A 20,429-nucleotide genomic window follows, 5' to 3' on the forward strand; every position below is an offset into this window, starting at 1 on the left:
CCCGCGTCTGAGCGGAACCCGGTCTCACTGCTGCGTATTTTAACTTACTTTTTGTCTTTGTCCACTTCTTCGAACTCGGCGTCTACGACCTTTTCGTCGGTCTTGGCGCCGTTGTTCTGCTGGCCCGTCGCGTCGGCGGCCCCGGCACCCGCGGTAGCCGATGCTTTCTTGTACATCTCTTCGGCCAGTTTGTGCGAGGCGGTCGTCAACGCCTGGGTGGCGGATTCGATCGCGTCCGGGTCCTGGCCTTCCATGGCCTTTTTCAAATTGGCGATGGCTTCCTCGATCTTGGACTTTTCCTCCGGCGCGATCTTGTCGCCGTGCTCGGAGAGATTTTTCTCCGTCTGATAGAGGAGGCTATCCGCCTGATTCTTCGCTTCGGCGGCCTTGCGTCGCTTTTTATCGTCCTCGGTATGGGCCTGGGCGTCCTTGACGAGCTTGTCCACTTCCTCCTTGCTGAGCCCGCTGGAGGCCGTAATCTTGATGGATTGTTCCTTTTGCGTCGCCAGGTCCTTTGCCGAGACGTGGACGATGCCGTTGGCGTCGATGTCGAACGTGACCTCGACCTGCGGCATGCCGCGTGGAGCGGGTGGAATGCCCACTAAGTCGAACTGGCCCAATAGCTTGTTGTCGTTGGCCATTTCGCGTTCGCCCTGAAACACCCGGATCGTGACGGCCGTTTGATTGTCCGCCGCGGTCGAGAACACCTGGCTCTTCTTGGTCGGAACGGTGGTGTTCCGTTCGATGAGCTTGGTGAACACCCCGCCCAGGGTCTCGATGCCCAGCGAGAGCGGGGTCACGTCCAGCAACAGGACGTCTTTGACGTCGCCCTTGAGTACGCCGCCTTGAATGCCGGCCCCGATGGCCACGACTTCGTCCGGATTGACGCCGCGGTGCGGTTCCTTGCCGAAGAAATCCTTCACGACTTGAATGACCTTGGGCATCCGGGTCATCCCGCCGACGAGCACCACTTCGTTGATGTCGCGGGGCGACACACCGGCGTCAGCCAATGCCTTCTTGCAGGGCTCGATCGTCCGCTGGATCAGGTCGTCGACCAGCTGTTCAAGCTTGGCCCGGGTCAACTTGATGACCATGTGCTTGGGACCGCTGGCATCGGCCGTGATGAACGGGAGGTTGATCTCGGTCTCCTGGGACGAGGACAGTTCGATCTTTGCCCGCTCCGCCGCTTCCTTGAGACGCTGCAACGCCATCCGATCCTTCCGCAGATCGATGCCCTGGTCCTTCTTGAATTCGTCGACCAGCCAATCCATGACGCGGAGATCGAAGTCGTCGCCGCCCAAATAGGTGTCGCCGTTCGTGGATTTGACTTCGAAGACGCCTTCGCCGATCTCAAGCACCGACACGTCGAATGTGCCGCCGCCGAGGTCGTACACGGCGATCCGCTCGTCTTTCTTCTTGTCGAGCCCATAGGCCAATGACGCGGCGGTGGGCTCGTTGATGATTCTGAGCACGTTGAGCCCGGCGATCTGCCCCGCGTCCTTGGTCGCTTGCCGCTGGCTGTCGTCGAAATACGCCGGCACCGTCACGACCGCCTCGGTGACTTTCTCGCCGAGATAGTCCTCGGCGGTCTGCCGCATTTTCTGCAGGATCATCGCGGAAACTTCGGGCGGACTGTAGCGCTTGCCGCGAAGTTCGACGTGCGCATCGCCGTTGTCGGCTTCCACGACTTTGTAAGGCAGGCGCTTTATGGCCTCTTGGACTTCTTTGCTTCGAAACTTGCGTCCCATGAGACGCTTGACGGAGAAAATCGTATTTTCGGGATTGGTGATGGCCTGCCGTTTGGCGATCTGACCGACCAGTCGTTCCGCCTTGTCCGTAATGGCGACAACGGACGGGGTCGTCCGGCTGCCTTCCGCATTGGCGATGACCACGGGATCGCCGCCGCTCATGATGGCCACGCATGAATTGGTGGTACCTAAGTCGATGCCGATGACTTTACCCATGTGTGTATGCTCCTTCCGCTCTCACAGTGATTTCTTTTAGTTGGCGTCATCCGCCGCCCGGCCCGTCGACACGGTCACCATGGCGGCTCTCAAAATACGGTCATGCAAACGATAGCCTCGCTGAAATTCCTCCACCACATGCTCGGGCGGCACTGTGTCCGACGGCACGGAGGCCACCGCTTGATGCGCCGAAGGATCGAAGGGTTTGCCGACTGTGTCTATGGCCTGGACGCCGAACCTTCCCAGCACGGTCAGTACTTGTTTCAGGGTCAGGTCGACCCCTTGAATCAGGGATTCGTTACTTTTGTCGGTCTTTGCCGCCTTGATGGCGCGTTCCAGATTGTCGACCGTCGGCAGGAGCTCCTTGAGCAGCTGTTCATTGCCGAATTTGATCTGCTCCCGCTGGTCCCGTTGGGCTAGACGCTTATAGTTGTCGAATTCGGCTGCCTGCCGCAGGTACTTATCGTTGAGTGCTTTGAGTTCCTCGGACTTGGCAGCCAGTGCTTTTTGCAACACCGACTCCAATGCCTCTCCGGATTCCTCAGAGAAATCCACAACGGGTTCTTCGTCTAAGTTATCAATTATATTTATTTTTTTGTCTTTTTCAGACACGGGTGCACCTCTTGCCGGTAACAGATAGTCACAGGGGGTCTAAAGTCAACAGGAGCCTGAAAAAATTACTTGAATGAATCGATTTGGCGTGACTTCGGGCTCAAATCTCGATGGAGGGGAGGGGACCTCCGCGTGCACGATCGTACAGCAAGCGCAGTCCCTGCAGGGTCAGGAGCGGTTCTACCTTGTGAATGGAAACGGTTTCGGGCGCGATGATGGCACTCAACCCTCCGGTGGCGATGACCAGAGTCTGACGTCCGATTTCCTGTTCAATGCGCCGCACAAGTGCATCGACCAAACCTGCATAGCCGAACAGCAGCCCGGCTTGGATGCTGGCCGTCGTATCCGTCCCAATGACGCTCTTGGGCTTCGTCAGTTCGACTTTGGACAGTTTTGCCGCCCTGGTAAAGAGCGCCTCCGCCGAAATGCTCAGGCCAGGAGCGATGACCCCTCCAAGATACTCTGCTCCCGCCGTGATTGCGCAAAAGGTCGTGGCGGTTCCGAAGTCGACGACGATGAGATCCTGTCTGTATTGATGATAGGCCGCGGCGGCATTCACAAGACGATCGCTTCCGATTTCCCTGGGATTGGCATAGCGAAGCGTCAGGCCCAGGTCCATCTCCGTGCCGACGACCAGCGCCCGTTGGCGGAAATATACGCCGATCAGTTCCTCAAAGGTTCCGGTGAGGGCTGGAACGACGCTCGAGATGATCGCTCCGGTCATGCGTTCCGGGGGAGTGCCGACTGACCTGAGCAGGCTCGTGAACAGAATGCCGTACTCGTCGGAGGTTTTCTTCGAGTCGGTCGCCAGACGCCAATGGGCGATGAGCCGCGGGCCGTCGTACACGCCCCAGACGATGTTGGTATTGCCGATGTCCACGACCAGGAGCATGGCCATATTGTACGGCACTACCCAGTGATTTCTCCAGGCCGCACGTGGATGATGTCTGCTGCGCGGATGGAACAAACCTCGGGGCGTCCGCCCCTCTGCCGGGGGAGGCTGGCGACTTGCAGGGAACCGTCCGGTTCGATGGCCTGGGCGATTCCGGTGAATGCTTTTCCGCCGGCAAGCGACACCCTCACATGGCGGCCCAATGTGATGCACCGGCGGGTATAAGCCATGGCGATCCGTCCGTTGCCTTCGATGGTGAGTTCATTCAAGCAATGCTCGATCTCCAGGAGAAGCCGGCTCAGCAGATGGTTGCGGTCTATGAGGCGACCGGTTTCCTGACGAATCGTGGTGGACGCGGCTCGAAGGTCCTGGGGAAAGTCTTCGTCGGTGCCGTTGACGTTGAGGCCGATGCCGATGACCTGAAACGGAGTGGAGGAGGCGGTGGAACCGCTTTCACAGAGAATCCCGCCGAGTTTGCGTTCACGGACCAACAGATCGTTAGGCCACTTGAGATCGGTTTTGAGCGAGGCTGCTCCTTCGACCGCCTCCGCGACGCCGAGAGCGGTCGCCAGGGGGAGCCAGGACAGCCATTGGGAAAACTGCGTCGTGGGCATCGAAGCCGTGACGATCACAGAGCAATAGAGGTTGATTCCGGGAGGGGAGTACCAGGTACGTCCCAGTCGACCGCGTCCGAGTGTCTGCTCTTCTGCGACGACGACGGTGCCGTGCTCCGCTCCCGCCTGAGCCAGCGCGAATGCCTCCCGATTGGTTGAATCGACCTGCCGGTGGAGTTCGATTCTGGCGCCCAACGCCCGGGTGGCGAGTACACTTCGGATGTCGTCGCGAGTCAACGGAGGCGAGGGAGACGTCACGGGTCAGGATCGCCTTTTCGGTCGTGAAACGGCTTTCAGTTCCAGAGTCAATGTCGCGGCTGGAGCCGAGTGGGTCAGTGCCCCGATGGAGATGCGGTCGGCTCCTGTCGCCGCCATGGCGCGGACGTTTTTCAGGGTGATCCCGCCCGAAATCTCCACCAACGCCCGTCCGTCGATCAGCCTGACGGCCTTTCTCACGTCTGTGACGGTCATATTATCCAACAGAATGATCTCGGCGTTGCCTCGGAGCGCCTCTTTGACGTCCCGCAAGGATTCCACCTCTACGATCAGCGGTCGAGCAACGCGTGAACCGGATTTCACCGCGAGACACGCACGTAAGACCGGCTCCCGTTTTACGCCCAGGAGGGCCAGGTGATTGTCCTTGACCAGTAAGCCGTCCCCCAAGGATTTGCGGTGATTGATGCCGCCGCCGAGTGCCACCGCCCATTTTTGGATCGCCCGCCAGCCCGGAAGCGTCTTGCGCGTATCCATGATGCGGGCAGGATAGCCTTGCACGGCGCGGCAGAACCGGTGGGTCAGCGTGGCGATTCCGGAAAGGTGTTGAAGAAAGTTCAGTGCGACCCGTTCTGCCATGAGAATCGAGCGGCCGTCGCCCGTGATCGTGATCAGGACCTCGCCCGATCTGGCCGCGGTGCCATCGCGCTTGACCACGGACAATTTGAGGGAAGGATCGACGGCCAAAAAGGTTTGCACAGCAGGGGTCATGCCTGCGACGACGAGGTCTTCCTGAGCGACGATACGAGCACGGGCTTGAATCCGAGTCGAGAAGAGGGCGGACGTCGTGACGTCTCCCTGGGAAAGGTCCTCGGCGATTCCCAAGCGGACCGCCCGTCTGATGTCTGCGGCCGGCAGCGCCACCATGGTCAGGCTTCCAGCATGGCCCGTAGCTGCGCGGCGCTGCTGGCGAGGATGGTCTGGTCGCCGCGAAGGGTACGAAGTCGCTGTTGGTGGTCCGCGATGACCTCCGGCGGCGCCTTGGCGGTGAAGTCGGCATTGCCCAGCTTCCCTTCCAACCGGCCGATCTCCTTGGCTTGTTCATCCGTCTGCTTGAGGAGCCGATCCAGTGCTTTCTGCACGTCGACATCGTCGGCCACCGTGATCGCGACGGTGAGGCCTTCCGTAACCATCCGCAGTCGTTTGACGGCAGACCCACCGGAGTCCTGTTCGATCACCCCCCGGCCCAGATGTGCGATATGAGGATGCAGGGCTTCGACCTGCCGCCGGCGTGCCGGGTCGTCGTGCGTCACGGCGAATCGGATCGGTTGTGCCGGCGGATAGGTTAGCAGGACTCGCGCGGTGCGAAGCAGGCTGACGGTCTGCTCCAGCAACGCAAAATTCTCCTCCATATCGGGTGCCGCCCAGGCGGCGACGGCGGCCGGATACGGCCGCGTCATGACGCTGTCGCCTTCGTGCGGCAACGCCTGCCAGATCTCTTCCGTAATAAACGGCATGAACGGATGGAGGAGGCGCATGATGATTTCGAGCGTCTCGGCGAGCGTCTGTCTGGTCGTCTCCGCGCCCTCCGCCGCCGTGTCTTGAAGAGCGGGTTTGATCAACTCCAGGTACCAGTCGCAGTACTCGTGCCACATGAACTGGTAGAGAGCTAACGCCGCGCGGTCGAAACGGTAGGCATCCAGCTCATCGTTGACGAGCCGCACGGTGTGGTTCAGGCGGCTGATGATCCAACGGTCGGGAAAGGATCGCTCGGAAACGGGCTTGGACATGCGGGGTTTGTCGAGATGCATATGGGCGAAGCGCGCCGCGTTCCAGATCTTGTTCGCGAAATTCCGGTATCCTTCGATCCGTTCTTCGGCCAATCGCACGTCACGGCCGGGCGACGCCATCGACGCGAGCGTAAAACGCAATGCATCGGTGCCGAATTGATCCATCACATGAAGCGGATCGATCACGTTGCCCTTCGACTTGCTCATCTTCTGTCCCTCGGCATCCCGCACGAGGGCATGGATGTACACATCGCGGAAGGGCACGTCGCCCATGAACTTCAACCCCAGCATGATCATGCGGGCGACCCAGAAAAAGAGGATGTCGAGACCGGTGACCAACGTCGACGTGGGGTAGTAGGTCTTGAGTTCGGGTGTCTGTTCGGGCCATCCCAACGTCGAGAACGGCCAGAGGCCGGAGGAAAACCATGTGTCCAGCACATCGGGGTCGCGCAACAGGTTTGTGCCGCCGCAGGTCGGGCAGGTGGTGGGGGCGGAACGGGCGACGATCGGGCGGGCATTCTTGGTGATGACGATCCGCTCGCGCTTGCCGGCCTCGTCGGTGGATTCCTGGGTATGGCGCGTGAGAACCGAGTCCGCGTTGCACGTGAGGCAATACCAGGCCGGGATCTGATGACCCCACCAGATTTGCCGTGACACGCACCAGTCTTTGATCTCTCTCATCCAGCCGAGATAGTTGTTCTTCCAGCCCTCGGGAATAATCCGGATGGCTCCCGTTTCGACGGCCTTGATAGCCGGTTCCGCGAGCGGGTGGATCTTCACGAACCATTGGGGAGACAAATAGGGTTCGACGATCGTCTTGCAGCGATAGCAATGGCCAAGGGCCATTTTGTGGTCCTCGGTTTTCTCGAGGAGTCCGCGGTCGGTCAATGCGGCGACGACCAGTGTCCTCGCCTTCTGCACCGGCTTCATCTCCAGCTGCAGCCGGAGGTTCTCCTCCACTTCAGCGTCCCGCAACGCGGACGATGCCATCTTGGCCTGCTCGTCGTACAGCGAGAGCCGGGAGAGCCGATGCCGCTCGCCGGCCTCGAAGTCGTTGAAGTCATGCGCCGGGGTGATTTTGACCGCGCCGGTTCCAAATTCGAGATCGACCAGGATCGGATCGGCGACGACGGGAATCCGGCGCGTGGTAAGCGGAAGTAAGACATGGCGCCCCACCAAGCGGTTATGGCGAGAATCCTCGGGATGGACCGCCACGGCCATGTCGCCCAGCAGAGTTTCGGGTCTCGTCGTGGCGACCGTCAGATGCGCAGTCGGATCGTCGGCCAGCGGATAACGGATGTGATAGAGCTTGCCCTTGATTTCCTCGTGCTCGACTTCGATGTCGGACAGGGCGGTCAGACAGCGGGGGCACCAGTTGATGAGCCGCTCCCCTCGGTACATCAGGCCGTCCTCGTGCAGCCGGACGAACACCTCGATCACGGCTTTCGAGAGGCCGTCATCCATCGTGAAGCGGAGCCGGTTCCAATCGCAGGATTCGCCGAGCTGTTTCTGCTGGCTGATGATCTTGTTTCCCGACGTCGCCTTCCATTGCCAGATCCGTTCGATGAAGCGGTCGCGCCCGAGGCTGTCCCTGGACGATCCTTCGGCCAAGAGCTGCTTTTCCACGACGTTTTGGGTGGCGATGCCGGCGTGATCGGTCCCGGGAAGCCAGAGGGTGTTGCGTCCCTGCATGCGCCGCCAGCGGATCAGAATGTCCTGCAACGAATGATTCAGCGCGTGCCCGACGTGCAGCGATCCCGTGACGTTGGGCGGAGGAATGACGATGGAATAGGGGACGCCCGGATGATCAGGCGACGCGTGGAAATAGCCTCGGTCGATCCATGTGTGGTACCACCGTGCCTCCACCGCCTTGGGGTCGTAGGTCTTGTCGAGTTGGCGGGTCGTCATGCATGCCGTTGTAATAAGCGGGGGGCATCTTAGCATGCGCATGGAGCCCTCTCAAGATTCCGGCGTACGTGTCCGCTTGAGGAGCCGGGGCCCCTGTGCTATACATCCGCGCAGCGGACCGGAAGGAGTCCCGGTCGGAACATACACACTGGCTCAGTAGGGGGAGCATCCATGGCAACCGGTCGTGAAAAAGATCGTAAGACAAGGAAGAAGCACCGCAAGAATGTGAAACGGGTGAAGGCGCTGGCTCAGGCTCGGCGGGGGAAAAAGGGAAAGAGGGGTTAGCGGTTCGTGCCGGCGGTCATGCGGCTTCGGTCAGTCGTTTGAGTTCGTTCTTGACCTGCTCCTCGGCGATCCCAGGGACCAGTTCCAGCACCGTCTGCTGAACTTGGTTATTGGCCGCCGTCCGCACCAAGTCCTCGGCCAATGCTTCTGCTTTTTCGGTCGCGGCTTTCCGTATCTCTCGGGCGATCTCGTCGTCGATTGATTTCAGATGCTCCCGCACGGCCGCCGGCACGGCGGCCTTGATCGCCTCCGCCTGCTCCTTCGCCAGCAGGTCGATCTGATCCTTGATCAACGGGGTTGCGAATTCGACGATGCCGCTGCGCAGGATCGGTTCAATAGCGGGAAACTCTCTGACGAGGATGTTGGGCAGCTCCTTTTTGAGTACGGGTTCTAGGAATTCCGCCAACCGTTCCTGGGTGAGGGTGGCTCCCACATGTTGTCGCGTTTCCACCTCGACCGCCTTGGAGACCTGCACGGCCAGATCTTTGGCGATCATATCCGGCAGGACTTCCGTGATTTTTTTCTCGGCCTTTTCGGTCATGGATTGCATGAGTTGTCCGAACAATCCCTTGATCGCGTCTTCCGGTTCCGCCGCAGGCGGTTTGGTCGGGACAGTCGATGCCATGACGGGCTCCTTCTGCGAGGGCGGGGGTATCACTTGGGCTTCGATTTCCCCGGTCTGGTCATAGTCTCCCAGGGTGTCTGCTTCGTCGTCGTCTGAGTCGGTGGCGCTGGATACAGGCGGCCATGCGCGACGTTTCTTCTTCGCTCCGTTTGCTTGTGCGGGCGTGCTCCGATCAAGATCCTTGATGAGGTCGAGCAAGTGCTCGGTTTGGAACGGTTTCTTGAGGAAGGCCTTGACTCCCAAGGCTCGCAAATGAGATTCGTCAAGGCGATCGGCCGCGCCGACCAGGGAAATGATGAGGGTTTCGGAGAGGGTGTCCAGCTTGTGCACTTCTTTGCAGAAGCCTGAAAATGTCATGTTGTCGAGATGGTAGTCAGCGATGATCAGGGTGGGCCCTTGCTTCCGGGCGGCTTCCAGCGCCGTCGGGCCATCCTGGAAGCCGATGACTTCGTAGCCTTCAGGCGTGGAGATCTGTTCGACCATTCGACGCACGGCCGGGCTGCTGTCGATAATGTAGATGGTTGATGGCACACAACCCTCCAATTTCATTGAACTATATCGAAGCTAGCAGGGGGGGTACCCTTTGTCAAGAAAATGGCCGATCAATGCTGTCGTTTGTTTCATTTCTTATTGAGATGGACCGATGAGTACGCAGGTTCGCGTGGTGTTCTTTGATGCCGCCGATACCCTGTTCCACGTGAACGGAGCAGTGGAAGAGATCTATCTCCGTCATGCCGTGGAGTTTGGATTCCGGGAGACGGGGGAGTCCCTGGCGGCGATCAAACAGGCGTTCGGCCGGGCGTTTCGGGAAGCGCCGCCGCCGGTCTTCGCGGCTGCCGATCCGGCGCAGATCAAGCAAAGCGAACGATTGTGGTGGTTCGATATCGTCCATAGCGTCTTCTACCGCGTAGGAATCTTTGAGCGGTTCGACGACTTTTTCGACCGGGTGTTCGAGGTCTTCGAGGACCCGGCCTGCTGGAAACTGTTTCCGGAGACGCGGACGACGCTGGATCGATTACGGAGCCAAGGCGTCGAACTCGGCATCATTTCCAATTTCGACTCGCGACTGTTCGCCGTTTTGCGTGGACTAGACATCGCGCAGGCGTTCGACACGGTGACGATTTCCAGCCTCGCTCGCGCCGCAAAACCGTCCGCCAGGATTTTTCAGCTCGCCATCGACAAGCATGCGGTGGATCCGGACGAGGCGCTCCACGTGGGCGACAGTCTGAGGGATGATGCGGAGGGTGCGGCAAAAGCGGGCTTGAAGTCTCTCCTTCTCGACCGGCGCGATCGACACCGGGGAGTACACGTGCCGACGATCCGAACGCTCGATGAAGTCCTTGCCTATCTGGCCGACTTATAGCAGAAGCGGCAGGATTTCCTTGGCGCGCCCGCGTAGCACGAGGTCGACGGCGGCGGACTGCGGCGTCGGCTCCGGGTTGATCTCCGCGACGAATGCACCGGCCTCTTTGGCCACCGCGGCGAAGCCGGCCGCCGGATAGACGACGCCGGATGTTCCGATGACGAGCAGGACGTCGCACTGCTTGAGCGCCAGAGTGGATTGTGCGAGGTCTTCGTGGCGGAGGGGCTCGCCGAACCAGACGATATGCGGACGGAGGAGACCGCCGCAGTGCCGGCATGATGGAAGCAGCGTGATGGGAACGTCGCGATTGTCTTCGATGCGTCCGCACAGGGTACAACGGACCATCCAAATGTTTCCGTGGATTTCCGAAAGCTTCTCGGATCCCGCCGACCGATGGAGGCCGTCGACGTTCTGCGTGATGAGCCAAAACCGGCCGGCTCGTCGTTCGATCTCAACGACCGCGTGATGAGCCGGATTCGGCTGCTTGGACGCGATGAGTTCTCTTCGCCAGTTGTACCATTCCCATACCAGCCGCGGATCGCGCGCGAAGGCTTCAGGCGTGGCGAGATCCTCCACCCGAAAGTTTCGCCATAACCCGTCGGTGCCGCGAAATGTCGGGACCCCGCTGTCCGATGAAATGCCGGCGCCAGTCAGCACGGTGATGGCGTGGGCTGAGGCAAGCGCGGATTTGAGGGTTGCCAGGTCCGATTTCACGGAGTCTGCTCTTGGGGGCGCGAGCACTGCGTCGTCGTGCGCACCATGCTATAGTAGCGCCGCATCGAACGCAATCACCGAGGACGTATGAAACAGATCATGATGGTCGGCGCCGGTTCGGTCGGAGGCTACTTCGGCGTCCAATTGGCCAAGGCGAATCCCGACGTATCGTTCCTTTTGCGGCCCAGGACGCTCGCCGCCGTCAAGCAACACGGTTTGACCGTGCGGAGCGCGGGCGGCACCGTGACGGTACGCCCAGCGGCGGCGTCGGATCCGCGGGACCTTCCGAAGCCTGATCTCGTCATCTTGGGTGTGAAGGCCTATGACCTCGACGAGGTGATGGATCAGATCGAACCGGTCATCGATGATCGTACAGTGCTACTCACGCTTCAAAACGGGATCGACACGGAAGACCGTATTCATGCCCGTCTCAAGCGGGATTGTGTGGTCGGCGGGGTCGCTTTCATCTACTCCAAAATCGCGGAACCGGGCGTGATCGATCATTACAAGAAGGGGGCGATCGCCATCGGGGAGTTGATGGGACACGAAAGCGAACGGCTGCTGCAGATTCGCGATCTCTTCGCGGCGGCCGGCGTGCCTTGTCAGCTGTCCAAGGATATTCGCCGGAGCAAATGGGAGAAGATGTGTTGGAATTGCGTGTTCAATCCGATCACCGTGTTGATCGACGACAAGGTGGCGCAGGCATTGGACCATCCCGAGATGACGGGCGTCATCCGCCAAATCGTCGGGGAGGTCGCGGCGGTCTCGGCAGCGTTGAAAGTGCCGCTGCCGCCGGATATGGCGGATCGGGTCGTGAAGTGGACGCAGGAGATTCGGGACATCCATACCTCAATGTACGACGATTGGAAGGCCGGTCGGCGCACGGAAATTCGTAACTTGAACGGGTATATCGTCGATCAGGGGCGGATGTTGGGCATTCCCACGCCCGTGAACGAAGCCTTGACCGCCATGATCAAGACCGTCACCGAAAAGGCGAGAAACGGACCGGAAATCATCCGCATCGACGGAGCCGTCGTTCAGGCCGTGTCGCTGGAGCGATCCGCCCTGCGCCAATTACCCACAGAGCACCAGGTGGAAGACGTCGGGGCGGTGATGCCCGGCATGCGCGGCCGGGCGATTCGAGTCAACGGACTGCTCGAGTTGCCCGCACTCTCACTCGATGCGGATCACGTGACGTTTCACGCTTTTGACGGCAAGTATGCCGCGACGCTCACGCTGCCCCAGGCCAGGGAACATGGACTCGTCCTCTACGAACTCGACGGCGAGCCGATCCCGGAGTCGAAGGGGGGACCGTTCCGCCTGGTCACTCCAGGGCTCGGCGATCTCTGCGCAAACGTCAAAGGATTGGGCCGCATCGAGGTGCGGGCAGGGAAGGGCCGTGATACGAGACCGTCCGAACGACCGCCCCAATGCGCTCCGCCGTGCTGACCGGTTCAGCGGATGACTTGAATGGCCTTCCAACGCTCCGACCGGTACCGCCAGACCATTAGTCCCATCCGCAGCGTCCAGTCCGCGATCATGGCCAACCAGACGTAGAGAACCTCGAGTTGCAGCCAGAGTCCGGCCACGATGGCGACCGGCACGCGGACGGCCCACATGCCGATCGTCGTGGCCACCATGATGAAGTGAGTATCGCCGGCCCCGCGTAACGATCCCGCCAGAACCATGGTCAGGGCCAACGGTACTTGCAACAGCGCCACGATTTTCAGGAAGACCGTTCCGAGCGCGATCACCGACTCATCATTCGTGAACGCGCGAAGCAGCACATAGGGGAAAAAGAAGAAGACGGCGCCCATGACGGCCATCACGAGGGACGCCAGGCGATTGGCCTCCCAGTTCTCCAGTTTTGCCCTCGTGTATTTTCCCGCGCCGATACTCTGACCGACCATGGTGGCCGCGGCGACCGCAAATCCATAGCCGGGGAGAAAAGACAAAGACTCAATGGACAATCCGACCTGGTGCGCCGCATAGGCGACCGTTCCGTAGAGGAGCACGATCTTCGTATAGACCAGGATGCCGGTCTGTTGGACGATGCGTTCGCCGGATACCGGAGCCCCCACCCGCCAGAGCGCCCGAAGAAGCTCCGGACGGATTCGAGTCGGTCCGTGCAGGAGCGGGCGGCAGCGATAGAGCAGATAGGCGGTGCCGGCGGCCTCGGCGAAGCCCACCGCGATCGCCGCGCCGTTGATCCCCATCGCGGGGAAATTCCAGCGACCGTAGATCAGCGGGTAGGCGATCGCCACGTGGATGAGATTGACGCCGATCATGGCATACATTGGTGTCTTCGTGTTCCCCGTTCCCTGCAGAATCGCCGACAGCACTTGAAGCAACACGCTGAACGGAATCAGGATGAAAATGAGCGTGGAATAGGGAAGCGCGAGGCGAATGACGTCCGGTTCCACGCCAAGCAGTCCCATGGCACGACCATTGAGCAACAGGCCGGATCCCGTCAGTGCCAGCGAGACCGCGACCGACAACCACAGAAAATGACGGGCGGCTTGCCCGACGTCGCGATGCCGGCGCGCTCCCCACATTTGCGCGGTGATGACGTTGGCGCCGACTGAAATTCCAGACACGAGCGTCGTCGCGATGAACGCCAGCAACTGACCTAAACCGACCGCCGCGATGGATTCGGCGCCGAGTCCGCCCACGAGAAATACGGCCACGATGCCTTCGGCCCGCTGCAGCAGACTGCTCACGGTCACGGGAAGCGCCAATGTCAGCACGGAACGCCGGATCTGAGTGACACCATCTGCCATGGGGCGCTATCCTAACAGACCGACGGGCCGGACGGTCAGCGTCTTCGTTCAAGCGCTATGATGAACAGCATGGAGGATCAGACCGATTCATCGGGGCCCACCGCGCCGCCGCGGCTGTCGAAGTCGAAGTTTCTGTCCGGTCTCCAATGTCTCAAGCGTGTCTATCTGGAAATTCACAAACCCTTCCTCGCAACCCCTCCGGACGCTGCCACGCGGGCGCTGTTGGCCATGGGGCACGAGATCGGCCTCGAGGCGCAACGCCGTTTCCCCGGCGGCGTGCCCGTTTCCGCCGGTGTCCGCCAACGTGAGGCGGCGTTGGCGCGAACGGCGACTCTGATCGAAGATCCGGCCGTGCCGGCCATTTTCGAGGGGGCGTTTGAATCCGGCGGCGTGTTCGTCCGCGTCGACATTCTCGAACGGAAGCGGGATGCCGAAACCGGGGCTTCGTCCTGGCGTCTGATCGAAGTGAAGTCGTCGACGAGGGTCAAGGATCTTCACCTTTCCGATCTGGCCATTCAAAGTTATGTCCTTCTGCAGGCAGGGATCAGGCTGGCCGGCTCCTGTCTGATGCACATCAATACGGGGTATCGCTACGGGGGAGGAGATCTTGATCTGGAGCAACTCTTCGCGATCGAGGACGTGTCGGAAGCCGTCGCGAAGCGAAGTGCCGAGGTCTCAGGTCTTCTGACCGTCATGAAGGAGCGATTGACCGCGCTCGAACCGCCGGACGTCGAGCCCGGATCGCATTGTCTCAGCCCCTATGCATGCCCGTTCTGGGCGCACTGCACCAAAGAGAAACCGGATCGATGGATTTACCGGCTCTCGGGTCCCAAGGCGGCGGTGGAGGGGCTGGCCCGGCAAGGCATCAGTACGATCGATGCGATTCCTCCGGCAACGCCGCTCACACCTCTCCAGAGGAGAATCAAGGATAACGTCGAGTGGATCTCGCCAAAGCTCAAGGCCTCGCTCGAATCAATCCGCTATCCGGTTCACCATCTCGATTTCGAAACCATCATGCCGGCCGTTCCACGATTTGCATTCACGAGACCGTACCAGGCCGTCCCCATGCAATGGTCGAATCATATCGAAGACCAATCGGGAGCCGTGATCCATCATGAGTTCCTACACGATCAGCCGACAGAGCCCAGGAGACGCTGGGCCGAATCATTGATCGAGTCACTGGGGGAACACGGGACCATCTGCGTCTATTCGCCCTACGAGCAGGCGGTGATCAAGCAGATGATCGAGGATTTTCCGGATTTTCGATCGGACTTCCGGCAGATTCTCAAGCGGCTCTGGGACCTGCAGGCGGTGATCCAGACCAACTATTACCACCCTGATTTCGGCGGGTCATATTCGCTCAAGTCGGTGTTGCCGGCGATGGCACGGTCCGTGGGCTATGACGATTTGACGATTCGCGACGGAGGGCAAGCCGCCGCCGCCTACCATCATATGGTCTTTGTCGAGACCGATTGGATCGAGCAGGCGGCGACGAGGGATGCACTGAGGCGGTATTGTGCGCGAGATACCTGGGCCTTGGTGCAAGTGCGACACGCACTGAGCCGCAAGGTCTCGTTTCCGGTTGCTCCGAGTCTCATGAAAGATCCGACCGGGTGACGGCCCGTGATCACGCGACGGGAGACTTGCGGAAAAATTGGAGCAAGTCGGCGAGAAAGGCCGTGATGTATTCGCTGTGAAAGTTGCTTTCGTTGATTTCCAGTATGAGGACCCGTGCGTTCAGCACGTCCTTTTGCCAATCGATCGTGGCGCGATCGACGGGTTTGCTGGTCCTGACGGGAAAGGTTTCAAGGGCCAATTTATAATAGTAGTAGAAGTCGATTTCACGAAACACTTTGGCCTTGTTCAGGAGATCGAGCAGGGTCCAATTGAAGCTTCCTCCGACGAACACGGCTTTCCCCAATTGCCCGGCCGCCGGCCGTTGTTCGACCATGACATGCGGTGCCGGATAGTCGTAGGGCGGCACGGCGAGATTGAGCAATGCCGCCAAGTCCCGGTCGATCTCGCGTGGACTATGGTCGACGGTGAGTCGTTGGAGGAACAGAGGACCTACTGAGGTCTGCGTCAATTTGCCAATGCGTTCCGTCAATTGTCTGGCGGTGTAATAGGCGCCTAGACCGTTCCAATGCGTTCCTCCTTGACAGAACAGCGGAACGGCGGCTGCCGCCCTCGCTGCAAGCGTGACCGCCCGACCGTCCACATACTGGATGTGCTGGGCTGCAAACTCCGACATGAAGCTGTCATAGTCGCGAAACGAGAACTTGGGGAATCCACAGAACCCTTCCGGGATGTCCTCAGGATAAATCGATGCCTTATTGGGAGTGATCAGGACGATGAGCGGGATGCCGCGGTTCTGCAGCTCCGATTGAAGTTCTCGAATCTGTCTCGCGCGCGCGGCGACCGTCTCCCGGCGCATCGGACGACGGATCTTGCAATAGTCCTCGATGTACCACCGTTCGTAGAGCTGATGGTGTTTGCCGACGATGATGGATTGGTCCTGCATATAGGATTTGTCGAAGAGGGAGTAGTAGATCTGGTTCCCGAGCCGTACGAAGAGAGCCCGCCCTCCATAGACCTTGCTGAATTGATCGTCGAAATGACCCTGCAGGGTGTGATCGAGCCAATTCGAAAACGATACGGCCGGCTCCGGCCGTGCTTTTACGACGCCTGACAACTCCAGACGATCGGAACCCAGATCGGAGGCCGATGATTTGTGAAACGCCGCAAATACGATTAGCAGGATCAGCGGGAGAAAGAACACGACCAGTATGGCTCCGAGAAGCAGGAGCCTGGCATGTTTGAGAATGGCGAATGGCATGCGTCGCACCGGAACGATCAGAACCGGAAATACATGAAGGGGTTAAACGTCGTGATTGAAATTTTGGCCACGGAGATTACGAGCAGGACCAGCGCGAGACCCAGCTGGCATTCCTGTTTCCATGGCCAGGCGACGACGGCCGACTTCCATCGCTCCAGCCATGGCGTCGCCGGCAAGAAACAGATGAGCAAACCCGCTGCCATCGCTGCTTTGACGTTATTGCCGAGGTAAATGAACGTGCCTTCGCTTGAAGTGAGACCGAGAAGAGCCTGAAAGTAGAAGAGGGCCTGATCGAAACTCTCGGCGCGAAAGACGACCCATCCGAACATGACGAGGAGAAACGTCGTCAGCACGTTGAGCAAGCGAGGCAAGGACTTCTGAGCCTCCAACCACCAGATCTTGTCGACGATGAGCAGTGTGCCATGAAACACTCCCCAGAGGACGAACGTCCAACTCGCCCCATGCCATAGTCCGCAGAGGACAAAGCACAGCCAGAGATTGCAGTACATCCTCCATGCCGGCACACGGTTTCCTCCGAGCGGGATGTAGAGATACTCGCGGATCCATGTGGACAGGGAAATGTGCCATCGCCGCCAGAACTCGGTGATGCTCGTCGCGATGTACGGACGATTGAAATTCTCGAGCAGGCGAAACCCCATCATACGGGCCAAACCGATCGCCATGTCGGAATAGCCGGTAAAATCAAAATAGATTTGCAGCGTGAAGCACACCGTGCCGAGCCAGGCATTGAGCGTCCCCAGGTCGGCGGCGGACAGGCCGAACACCTGGTCCACGGCTTCCTGCATGGTATCTGCCAGCAGCACCTTTTTCCCGAGGCCGATCAAAAATCGTAAGAGGCCTTCGGTCACGTCTTCCAGTTGAGGGGTTCTGGCCCGCAACTGGTTGCAGATATCGTGATACTTGACGATCGGTCCGGCCAGCAGCTTGGGAAACAGAAGGACGTACAAAAGGTAGGAGGTTATCGATGACGCCGGTGGACCAAGGCGCCGGTAAATATCGACGAGATAGGTGATCTTTTCAAAGACGATGAACGACACGCCGATCGGCAACGCGACGGTCATGGCGGGGAAAGGAGTCAGGTTGAGGTTGAACAAGAGGTCATTGAGATTGTCGACAAAAAATCCGGCATACTTGAAGTATGCAAGAATACCGATGTTAAGGCAGATACCGAGAACAAGCAGCCATCGTCTTTTCTCTTCCCGGTTGGCCAGATAGAGGGCATTGCCAATGAACCAATCGCCGGAGGCGGAGAAGAGAACCACTCCGATAAACGACGGTTCCCCCCATGCGTAAAAGGCGATGCTGGAGGCAACGATGAATGGATTCCGCAGCGAGGGTTTCAGTGAAAAATAGATGACGAAGAAGAGCGGCGCAAATGCGAAGAGAAAAATCGGGGAATTAAAGAGCATGACCTTTGTCCGCGCAGCCAAGTGCGTCTTTGGACATACTCTGCCCAATATATATCAGGATTATGGGACTTCAAGCAAACCGCCTGAATCCGTCCTTGAACCGGCGGGTTCTCGTCATTGATCATCATCGAAAACGCTTTGAATGGCTGCGTCGACGGTCTGGCAGGTCGAAACCGGGCGACCGGAGATTTGGATAGGACGGGGTGGCGCTCAGGAATTGTTCTTGCTGTTGACCTCGAGGACCGTGATGGTCTTGTCTTTGGGATTCTGCTGCAGATCCCACCGGCTCCTCACGAATACCTTGGAGCCGTCGCGGCGTCGATGGACCAGTTCGCCGTACCAGAATTTTTTCTCCATCATCTCACGTTCGATCGCCGGGAGCGGCTTCGGGAACTGGGTCTTCAACAGACTGTGTGAACTCTTCCCCAATGCTTCACTGGATGTAAAGCCGTACAGCTCTTGCGCGCCCTTATTCCAATACCGAATCGTCCCGTCGGCGTCACGGACCATCAGGGCGCTGTCGTTCTGATCCAACACGACAACGTCGTCCTGCTGATCCGGGACGTTCTGGACGACGTAGGCCGGGCTGCCGTTGATCAGCGCGTCATGGATCGTTCGTGCGACCAATGCATGACCCGCATCCGACCAATGGGTATCGTCAGAAAGAAAGGGCTGGCCGTATCTCGAGACCTCATCCCTGAAGACGGGCGTCAGGTCGATGAAGTCGATCTTGGGATCGATGTCGGCGACCATCGAACGAAGCCGTGAGGGAAGATTGCTGGGCCGCCAATCCTTGGTTTTATCGGAAAACTCGATCACGCTTGGCACGTCACTATAGACTCGATACTCCGTTGGTGCGAAGACCACGACCAGTCGAAAGCCGTGCTGACGGGACAATTGATGCGCGGTTGATAGAGAGGTCCGGGTAATCGACATCGCCTCCATATGCTTGGCGGGAGTGCTGAACAGGTCGGAGATGAAATACTGCCGCGTTTCCCGTCCCTGTGCGTCTTTCACGAGCGCATAATAATCTCCGACCGCCGAAGACGATTGACATCCGTCGCGTAACCGGACGAACGTCGACAACAAATTGTTCAAGAACGAGCGTGTCCAAATCTGGCTCAGGACGCTTTGAGGCGGTCGCGACTCGGCCGTCAAATGCAAACTGTCCTCATATCGCTGGACGTCGTTGAGGTCGTTGCCTTCATAGAACACCCAGACGATCGTCTTCGGGCGCAGCGGCAGCGCAAAACGTTTTAGCACGATCAATTCCTGCTGTGGCCCGTAGCCGGAAATTCCCAGGTTGGCCACGGAGGCATGCTGAAGATTTCCTAGGACGTTGGTCATCAGGGAGTCATACGGGGTCTGCGGTGATTCAACGAAGGAATCTCCGACGACGGCGATATCCGCGGATGTCAAATCCGTCTGATTGCGGAATCCATGCTGGTCGTATCGGACATCGTATTCCCGCACATCGTTCACCATGGTGGCGCACAAGGCCTCTGCGACGTTACCTCGAACGTATTTCCCCTTCTTCTGATAGTGGGGGGTATGAATCCACACCAGTTCGGGATCCTCGACATACTGGGGAATGTTCCACCAATTGGGACTGCCGGGAGTGCTGAAGAGGTCTTGGTAGTTGACCAGGCGGAGGACAGCCGGAATTTCCAGAGCAGCCAAACACAACAAGAGCGTAACCGTGACCGTGACAAACCTGCTGCGTACTTCTTGCCGGGACACTCGGGACGTCATTCCATACAAGCCCCAGGTCACCAGGTACATGGCAATGAGGTTATCGGCGAGCTGTATGCTGTTGGTTGAGCCGGTCAGCCAGAGAAATACGTACCCGAAGCCGAAGAGAATCACGACGGCCAAGGCCAGTCTGTTCGAGAACAGGCGGGAAGCCCAAGACTTTAATCGAACGATATTCATGGCCCGCACATTCGTATTCATGCCAGACCGGCCGGCAGGACGGGACTAGCGAGATTCCTAGGTCGCCTAAAGAACGAGCGTATCCTTCTGGCGACCCATTGGCAATAGTTAAATATTATCGGTCTCACGGAGCATTCCGTGCCTATTATCACCCAGGATCGACCGTCGCCGTAGGTTGCTCCGATTTAGCAACCCCCGGTGGTTAAGGTCGGTATTCGCGGAATGGGTCGCGATATTCTTATGTGGCGGAGAGGGTGGGATTCGAACCCACGGTCCCGTTACCGGGACAGCAGTTTTCGAGACTGCCCGATTCGGCCGCTCTCGCACCTCTCCGTGTGCTGGTGAGACTGACTCTCGGCGGGACTGGCAAGCCTCCGTTCAATTCAGCAGCAACGGGAGCTTACCCTGCAAGCCGTCATTTTTCAATTGGTTTTCCTGCAGGACGCTCCTCGGGGTTTCCAAGTTCATCCC

At 59.2% G+C, this 20,429-nt stretch carries 15 protein-coding genes and 1 tRNA gene; 3 read left to right on the plus strand and 13 right to left on the minus strand.

Going from position 1 to position 20,429, the window contains the following annotated elements; translation table 11 throughout:
* Positions 1–44 precede the first annotated feature (44 nt).
* From dnaK to NSJP_RS13625, 7 genes are all read right to left on the minus strand, one after another.
* Complete coding sequence (gene dnaK / locus NSJP_RS13595; protein WP_080887417.1) at positions 45–1,964, minus strand: molecular chaperone DnaK; 1,920 nt, start codon at positions 1,962–1,964, stop codon at positions 45–47.
* A 36-nt stretch (positions 1,965–2,000) separates the two neighbouring features.
* On the minus strand, positions 2,001–2,576 hold the full coding sequence (gene grpE, locus NSJP_RS13600; RefSeq protein WP_269457674.1) for a nucleotide exchange factor GrpE: 576 nt from the start codon (positions 2,574–2,576) through the stop codon (positions 2,001–2,003).
* 100 nt (positions 2,577–2,676) lie between these two features.
* Positions 2,677–3,468 (minus strand): type III pantothenate kinase, encoded by a 792-nt coding sequence (locus NSJP_RS13605; protein ID WP_080888602.1) that lies wholly within the window; start codon positions 3,466–3,468, stop codon positions 2,677–2,679.
* A gap of 17 nt (positions 3,469–3,485) precedes the next feature.
* Positions 3,486–4,340 (minus strand): biotin--[acetyl-CoA-carboxylase] ligase, encoded by an 855-nt coding sequence (locus tag NSJP_RS13610; RefSeq protein ID WP_080887419.1) that lies wholly within the window; start codon positions 4,338–4,340, stop codon positions 3,486–3,488.
* A gap of 3 nt (positions 4,341–4,343) precedes the next feature.
* Positions 4,344–5,222, minus strand: coding sequence for a carboxylating nicotinate-nucleotide diphosphorylase (nadC, locus tag NSJP_RS13615; protein WP_080887420.1), 879 nt, complete (start codon positions 5,220–5,222; stop codon positions 4,344–4,346).
* 2 nt (positions 5,223–5,224) lie between these two features.
* A complete protein-coding gene (locus NSJP_RS13620) occupies positions 5,225–7,993 on the minus strand; it encodes a valine--tRNA ligase (RefSeq protein ID WP_080887421.1) in 2,769 nt (922 codons plus the stop codon).
* Positions 7,994–8,294: 301 nt separating this feature from the next.
* Entirely contained in the window at positions 8,295–9,434 is a 1,140-nt protein-coding gene (locus NSJP_RS13625) for a response regulator (protein WP_172834341.1), read from the minus strand.
* 112 nt (positions 9,435–9,546) lie between these two features.
* Here NSJP_RS13625 and NSJP_RS13630 point away from each other — a divergent pair, with 112 nt between their 5' ends.
* Positions 9,547–10,266: an HAD-IA family hydrolase gene (locus tag NSJP_RS13630; RefSeq protein ID WP_080887423.1), complete on the plus strand. Its 720-nt coding sequence runs from the start codon at positions 9,547–9,549 to the stop codon at positions 10,264–10,266.
* Here the strand turns inward: NSJP_RS13630 and NSJP_RS13635 are convergent.
* A complete protein-coding gene (locus tag NSJP_RS13635; RefSeq protein WP_080887424.1) occupies positions 10,261–10,980 on the minus strand; it encodes an SIR2 family NAD-dependent protein deacylase in 720 nt (239 codons plus the stop codon). The genes NSJP_RS13630 and NSJP_RS13635 overlap by 6 nt on opposite strands.
* 87 nt (positions 10,981–11,067) lie before the next feature.
* Here NSJP_RS13635 and NSJP_RS13640 point away from each other — a divergent pair, with 87 nt between their 5' ends.
* Complete coding sequence (locus NSJP_RS13640) at positions 11,068–12,429, plus strand: 2-dehydropantoate 2-reductase (RefSeq protein ID WP_080887425.1); 1,362 nt, start codon at positions 11,068–11,070, stop codon at positions 12,427–12,429.
* A 5-nt stretch (positions 12,430–12,434) separates the two neighbouring features.
* On the opposite strand, the gene NSJP_RS13645 is transcribed toward NSJP_RS13640, so the two are convergent.
* Positions 12,435–13,760, minus strand: a complete 1,326-nt coding sequence (locus tag NSJP_RS13645) for an MATE family efflux transporter (RefSeq protein WP_080887426.1) — start codon at positions 13,758–13,760, stop codon at positions 12,435–12,437.
* Positions 13,761–13,829: 69 nt separating this feature from the next.
* On the opposite strand from NSJP_RS13645, the gene NSJP_RS13650 reads away from it, so the two are divergent.
* Positions 13,830–15,377: a DUF2779 domain-containing protein gene (locus tag NSJP_RS13650; RefSeq protein ID WP_172834342.1), complete on the plus strand. Its 1,548-nt coding sequence runs from the start codon at positions 13,830–13,832 to the stop codon at positions 15,375–15,377.
* Between the two features lie 10 nt (positions 15,378–15,387).
* Here NSJP_RS13650 and NSJP_RS13655 read toward each other — a convergent pair whose 3' ends face one another.
* The 4 genes from NSJP_RS13655 to NSJP_RS13670 all read right to left on the minus strand — a co-directional run bounded on the left by NSJP_RS13655 (position 15,388) and on the right by NSJP_RS13670 (position 20,291).
* Positions 15,388–16,596 (minus strand): alginate O-acetyltransferase AlgX-related protein, encoded by a 1,209-nt coding sequence (locus NSJP_RS13655; RefSeq protein WP_080887428.1) that lies wholly within the window; start codon positions 16,594–16,596, stop codon positions 15,388–15,390.
* 17 nt (positions 16,597–16,613) lie between these two features.
* Positions 16,614–18,026 (minus strand): MBOAT family O-acyltransferase, encoded by a 1,413-nt coding sequence (locus NSJP_RS13660; protein WP_080887429.1) that lies wholly within the window; start codon positions 18,024–18,026, stop codon positions 16,614–16,616.
* A 210-nt stretch (positions 18,027–18,236) separates the two neighbouring features.
* A complete protein-coding gene (locus tag NSJP_RS13665) occupies positions 18,237–19,958 on the minus strand; it encodes an alginate O-acetyltransferase AlgX-related protein (RefSeq protein WP_172834343.1) in 1,722 nt (573 codons plus the stop codon).
* 243 nt (positions 19,959–20,201) lie between these two features.
* Positions 20,202–20,291: transfer RNA gene (locus tag NSJP_RS13670), tRNA-Ser, on the minus strand.
* Between the last annotated feature and the right edge of the window lie 138 nt (positions 20,292–20,429).

The sequence above is a fragment of the Nitrospira japonica genome, from assembly GCF_900169565.1.
Taxonomy (GTDB): Bacteria; Nitrospirota; Nitrospiria; order Nitrospirales; family Nitrospiraceae; genus Nitrospira_C; species Nitrospira_C japonica_A.

Excerpts from the sequence above, each read along its gene's own strand:
- dnaK (WP_080887417.1), bottom strand. The coding sequence starts at position 1,964 with ATGGGTAAAGTCATCGGCATCGACTTAGGTACCACCAATTCATGCGTG.
- NSJP_RS13605 (WP_080888602.1), bottom strand. The coding sequence starts at position 3,468 with ATGCTCCTGGTCGTGGACATCGGCAATACCAACATCGTCTGGGGCGTG.
- nadC (WP_080887420.1), bottom strand. The coding sequence starts at position 5,222 with ATGGTGGCGCTGCCGGCCGCAGACATCAGACGGGCGGTCCGCTTGGGA.
- NSJP_RS13620 (WP_080887421.1), bottom strand. The coding sequence starts at position 7,993 with ATGACGACCCGCCAACTCGACAAGACCTACGACCCCAAGGCGGTGGAG.
- NSJP_RS13630 (WP_080887423.1), top strand. The coding sequence starts at position 9,547 with ATGAGTACGCAGGTTCGCGTGGTGTTCTTTGATGCCGCCGATACCCTG.
- NSJP_RS13640 (WP_080887425.1), top strand. The coding sequence starts at position 11,068 with ATGAAACAGATCATGATGGTCGGCGCCGGTTCGGTCGGAGGCTACTTC.
- NSJP_RS13645 (WP_080887426.1), bottom strand. The coding sequence starts at position 13,760 with ATGGCAGATGGTGTCACTCAGATCCGGCGTTCCGTGCTGACATTGGCG.
- NSJP_RS13650 (WP_172834342.1), top strand. The coding sequence starts at position 13,830 with ATGGAGGATCAGACCGATTCATCGGGGCCCACCGCGCCGCCGCGGCTG.
- NSJP_RS13655 (WP_080887428.1), bottom strand. The coding sequence starts at position 16,596 with ATGCCATTCGCCATTCTCAAACATGCCAGGCTCCTGCTTCTCGGAGCC.
- NSJP_RS13660 (WP_080887429.1), bottom strand. The coding sequence starts at position 18,026 with ATGCTCTTTAATTCCCCGATTTTTCTCTTCGCATTTGCGCCGCTCTTC.
- NSJP_RS13665 (WP_172834343.1), bottom strand. The coding sequence starts at position 19,958 with ATGAATATCGTTCGATTAAAGTCTTGGGCTTCCCGCCTGTTCTCGAAC.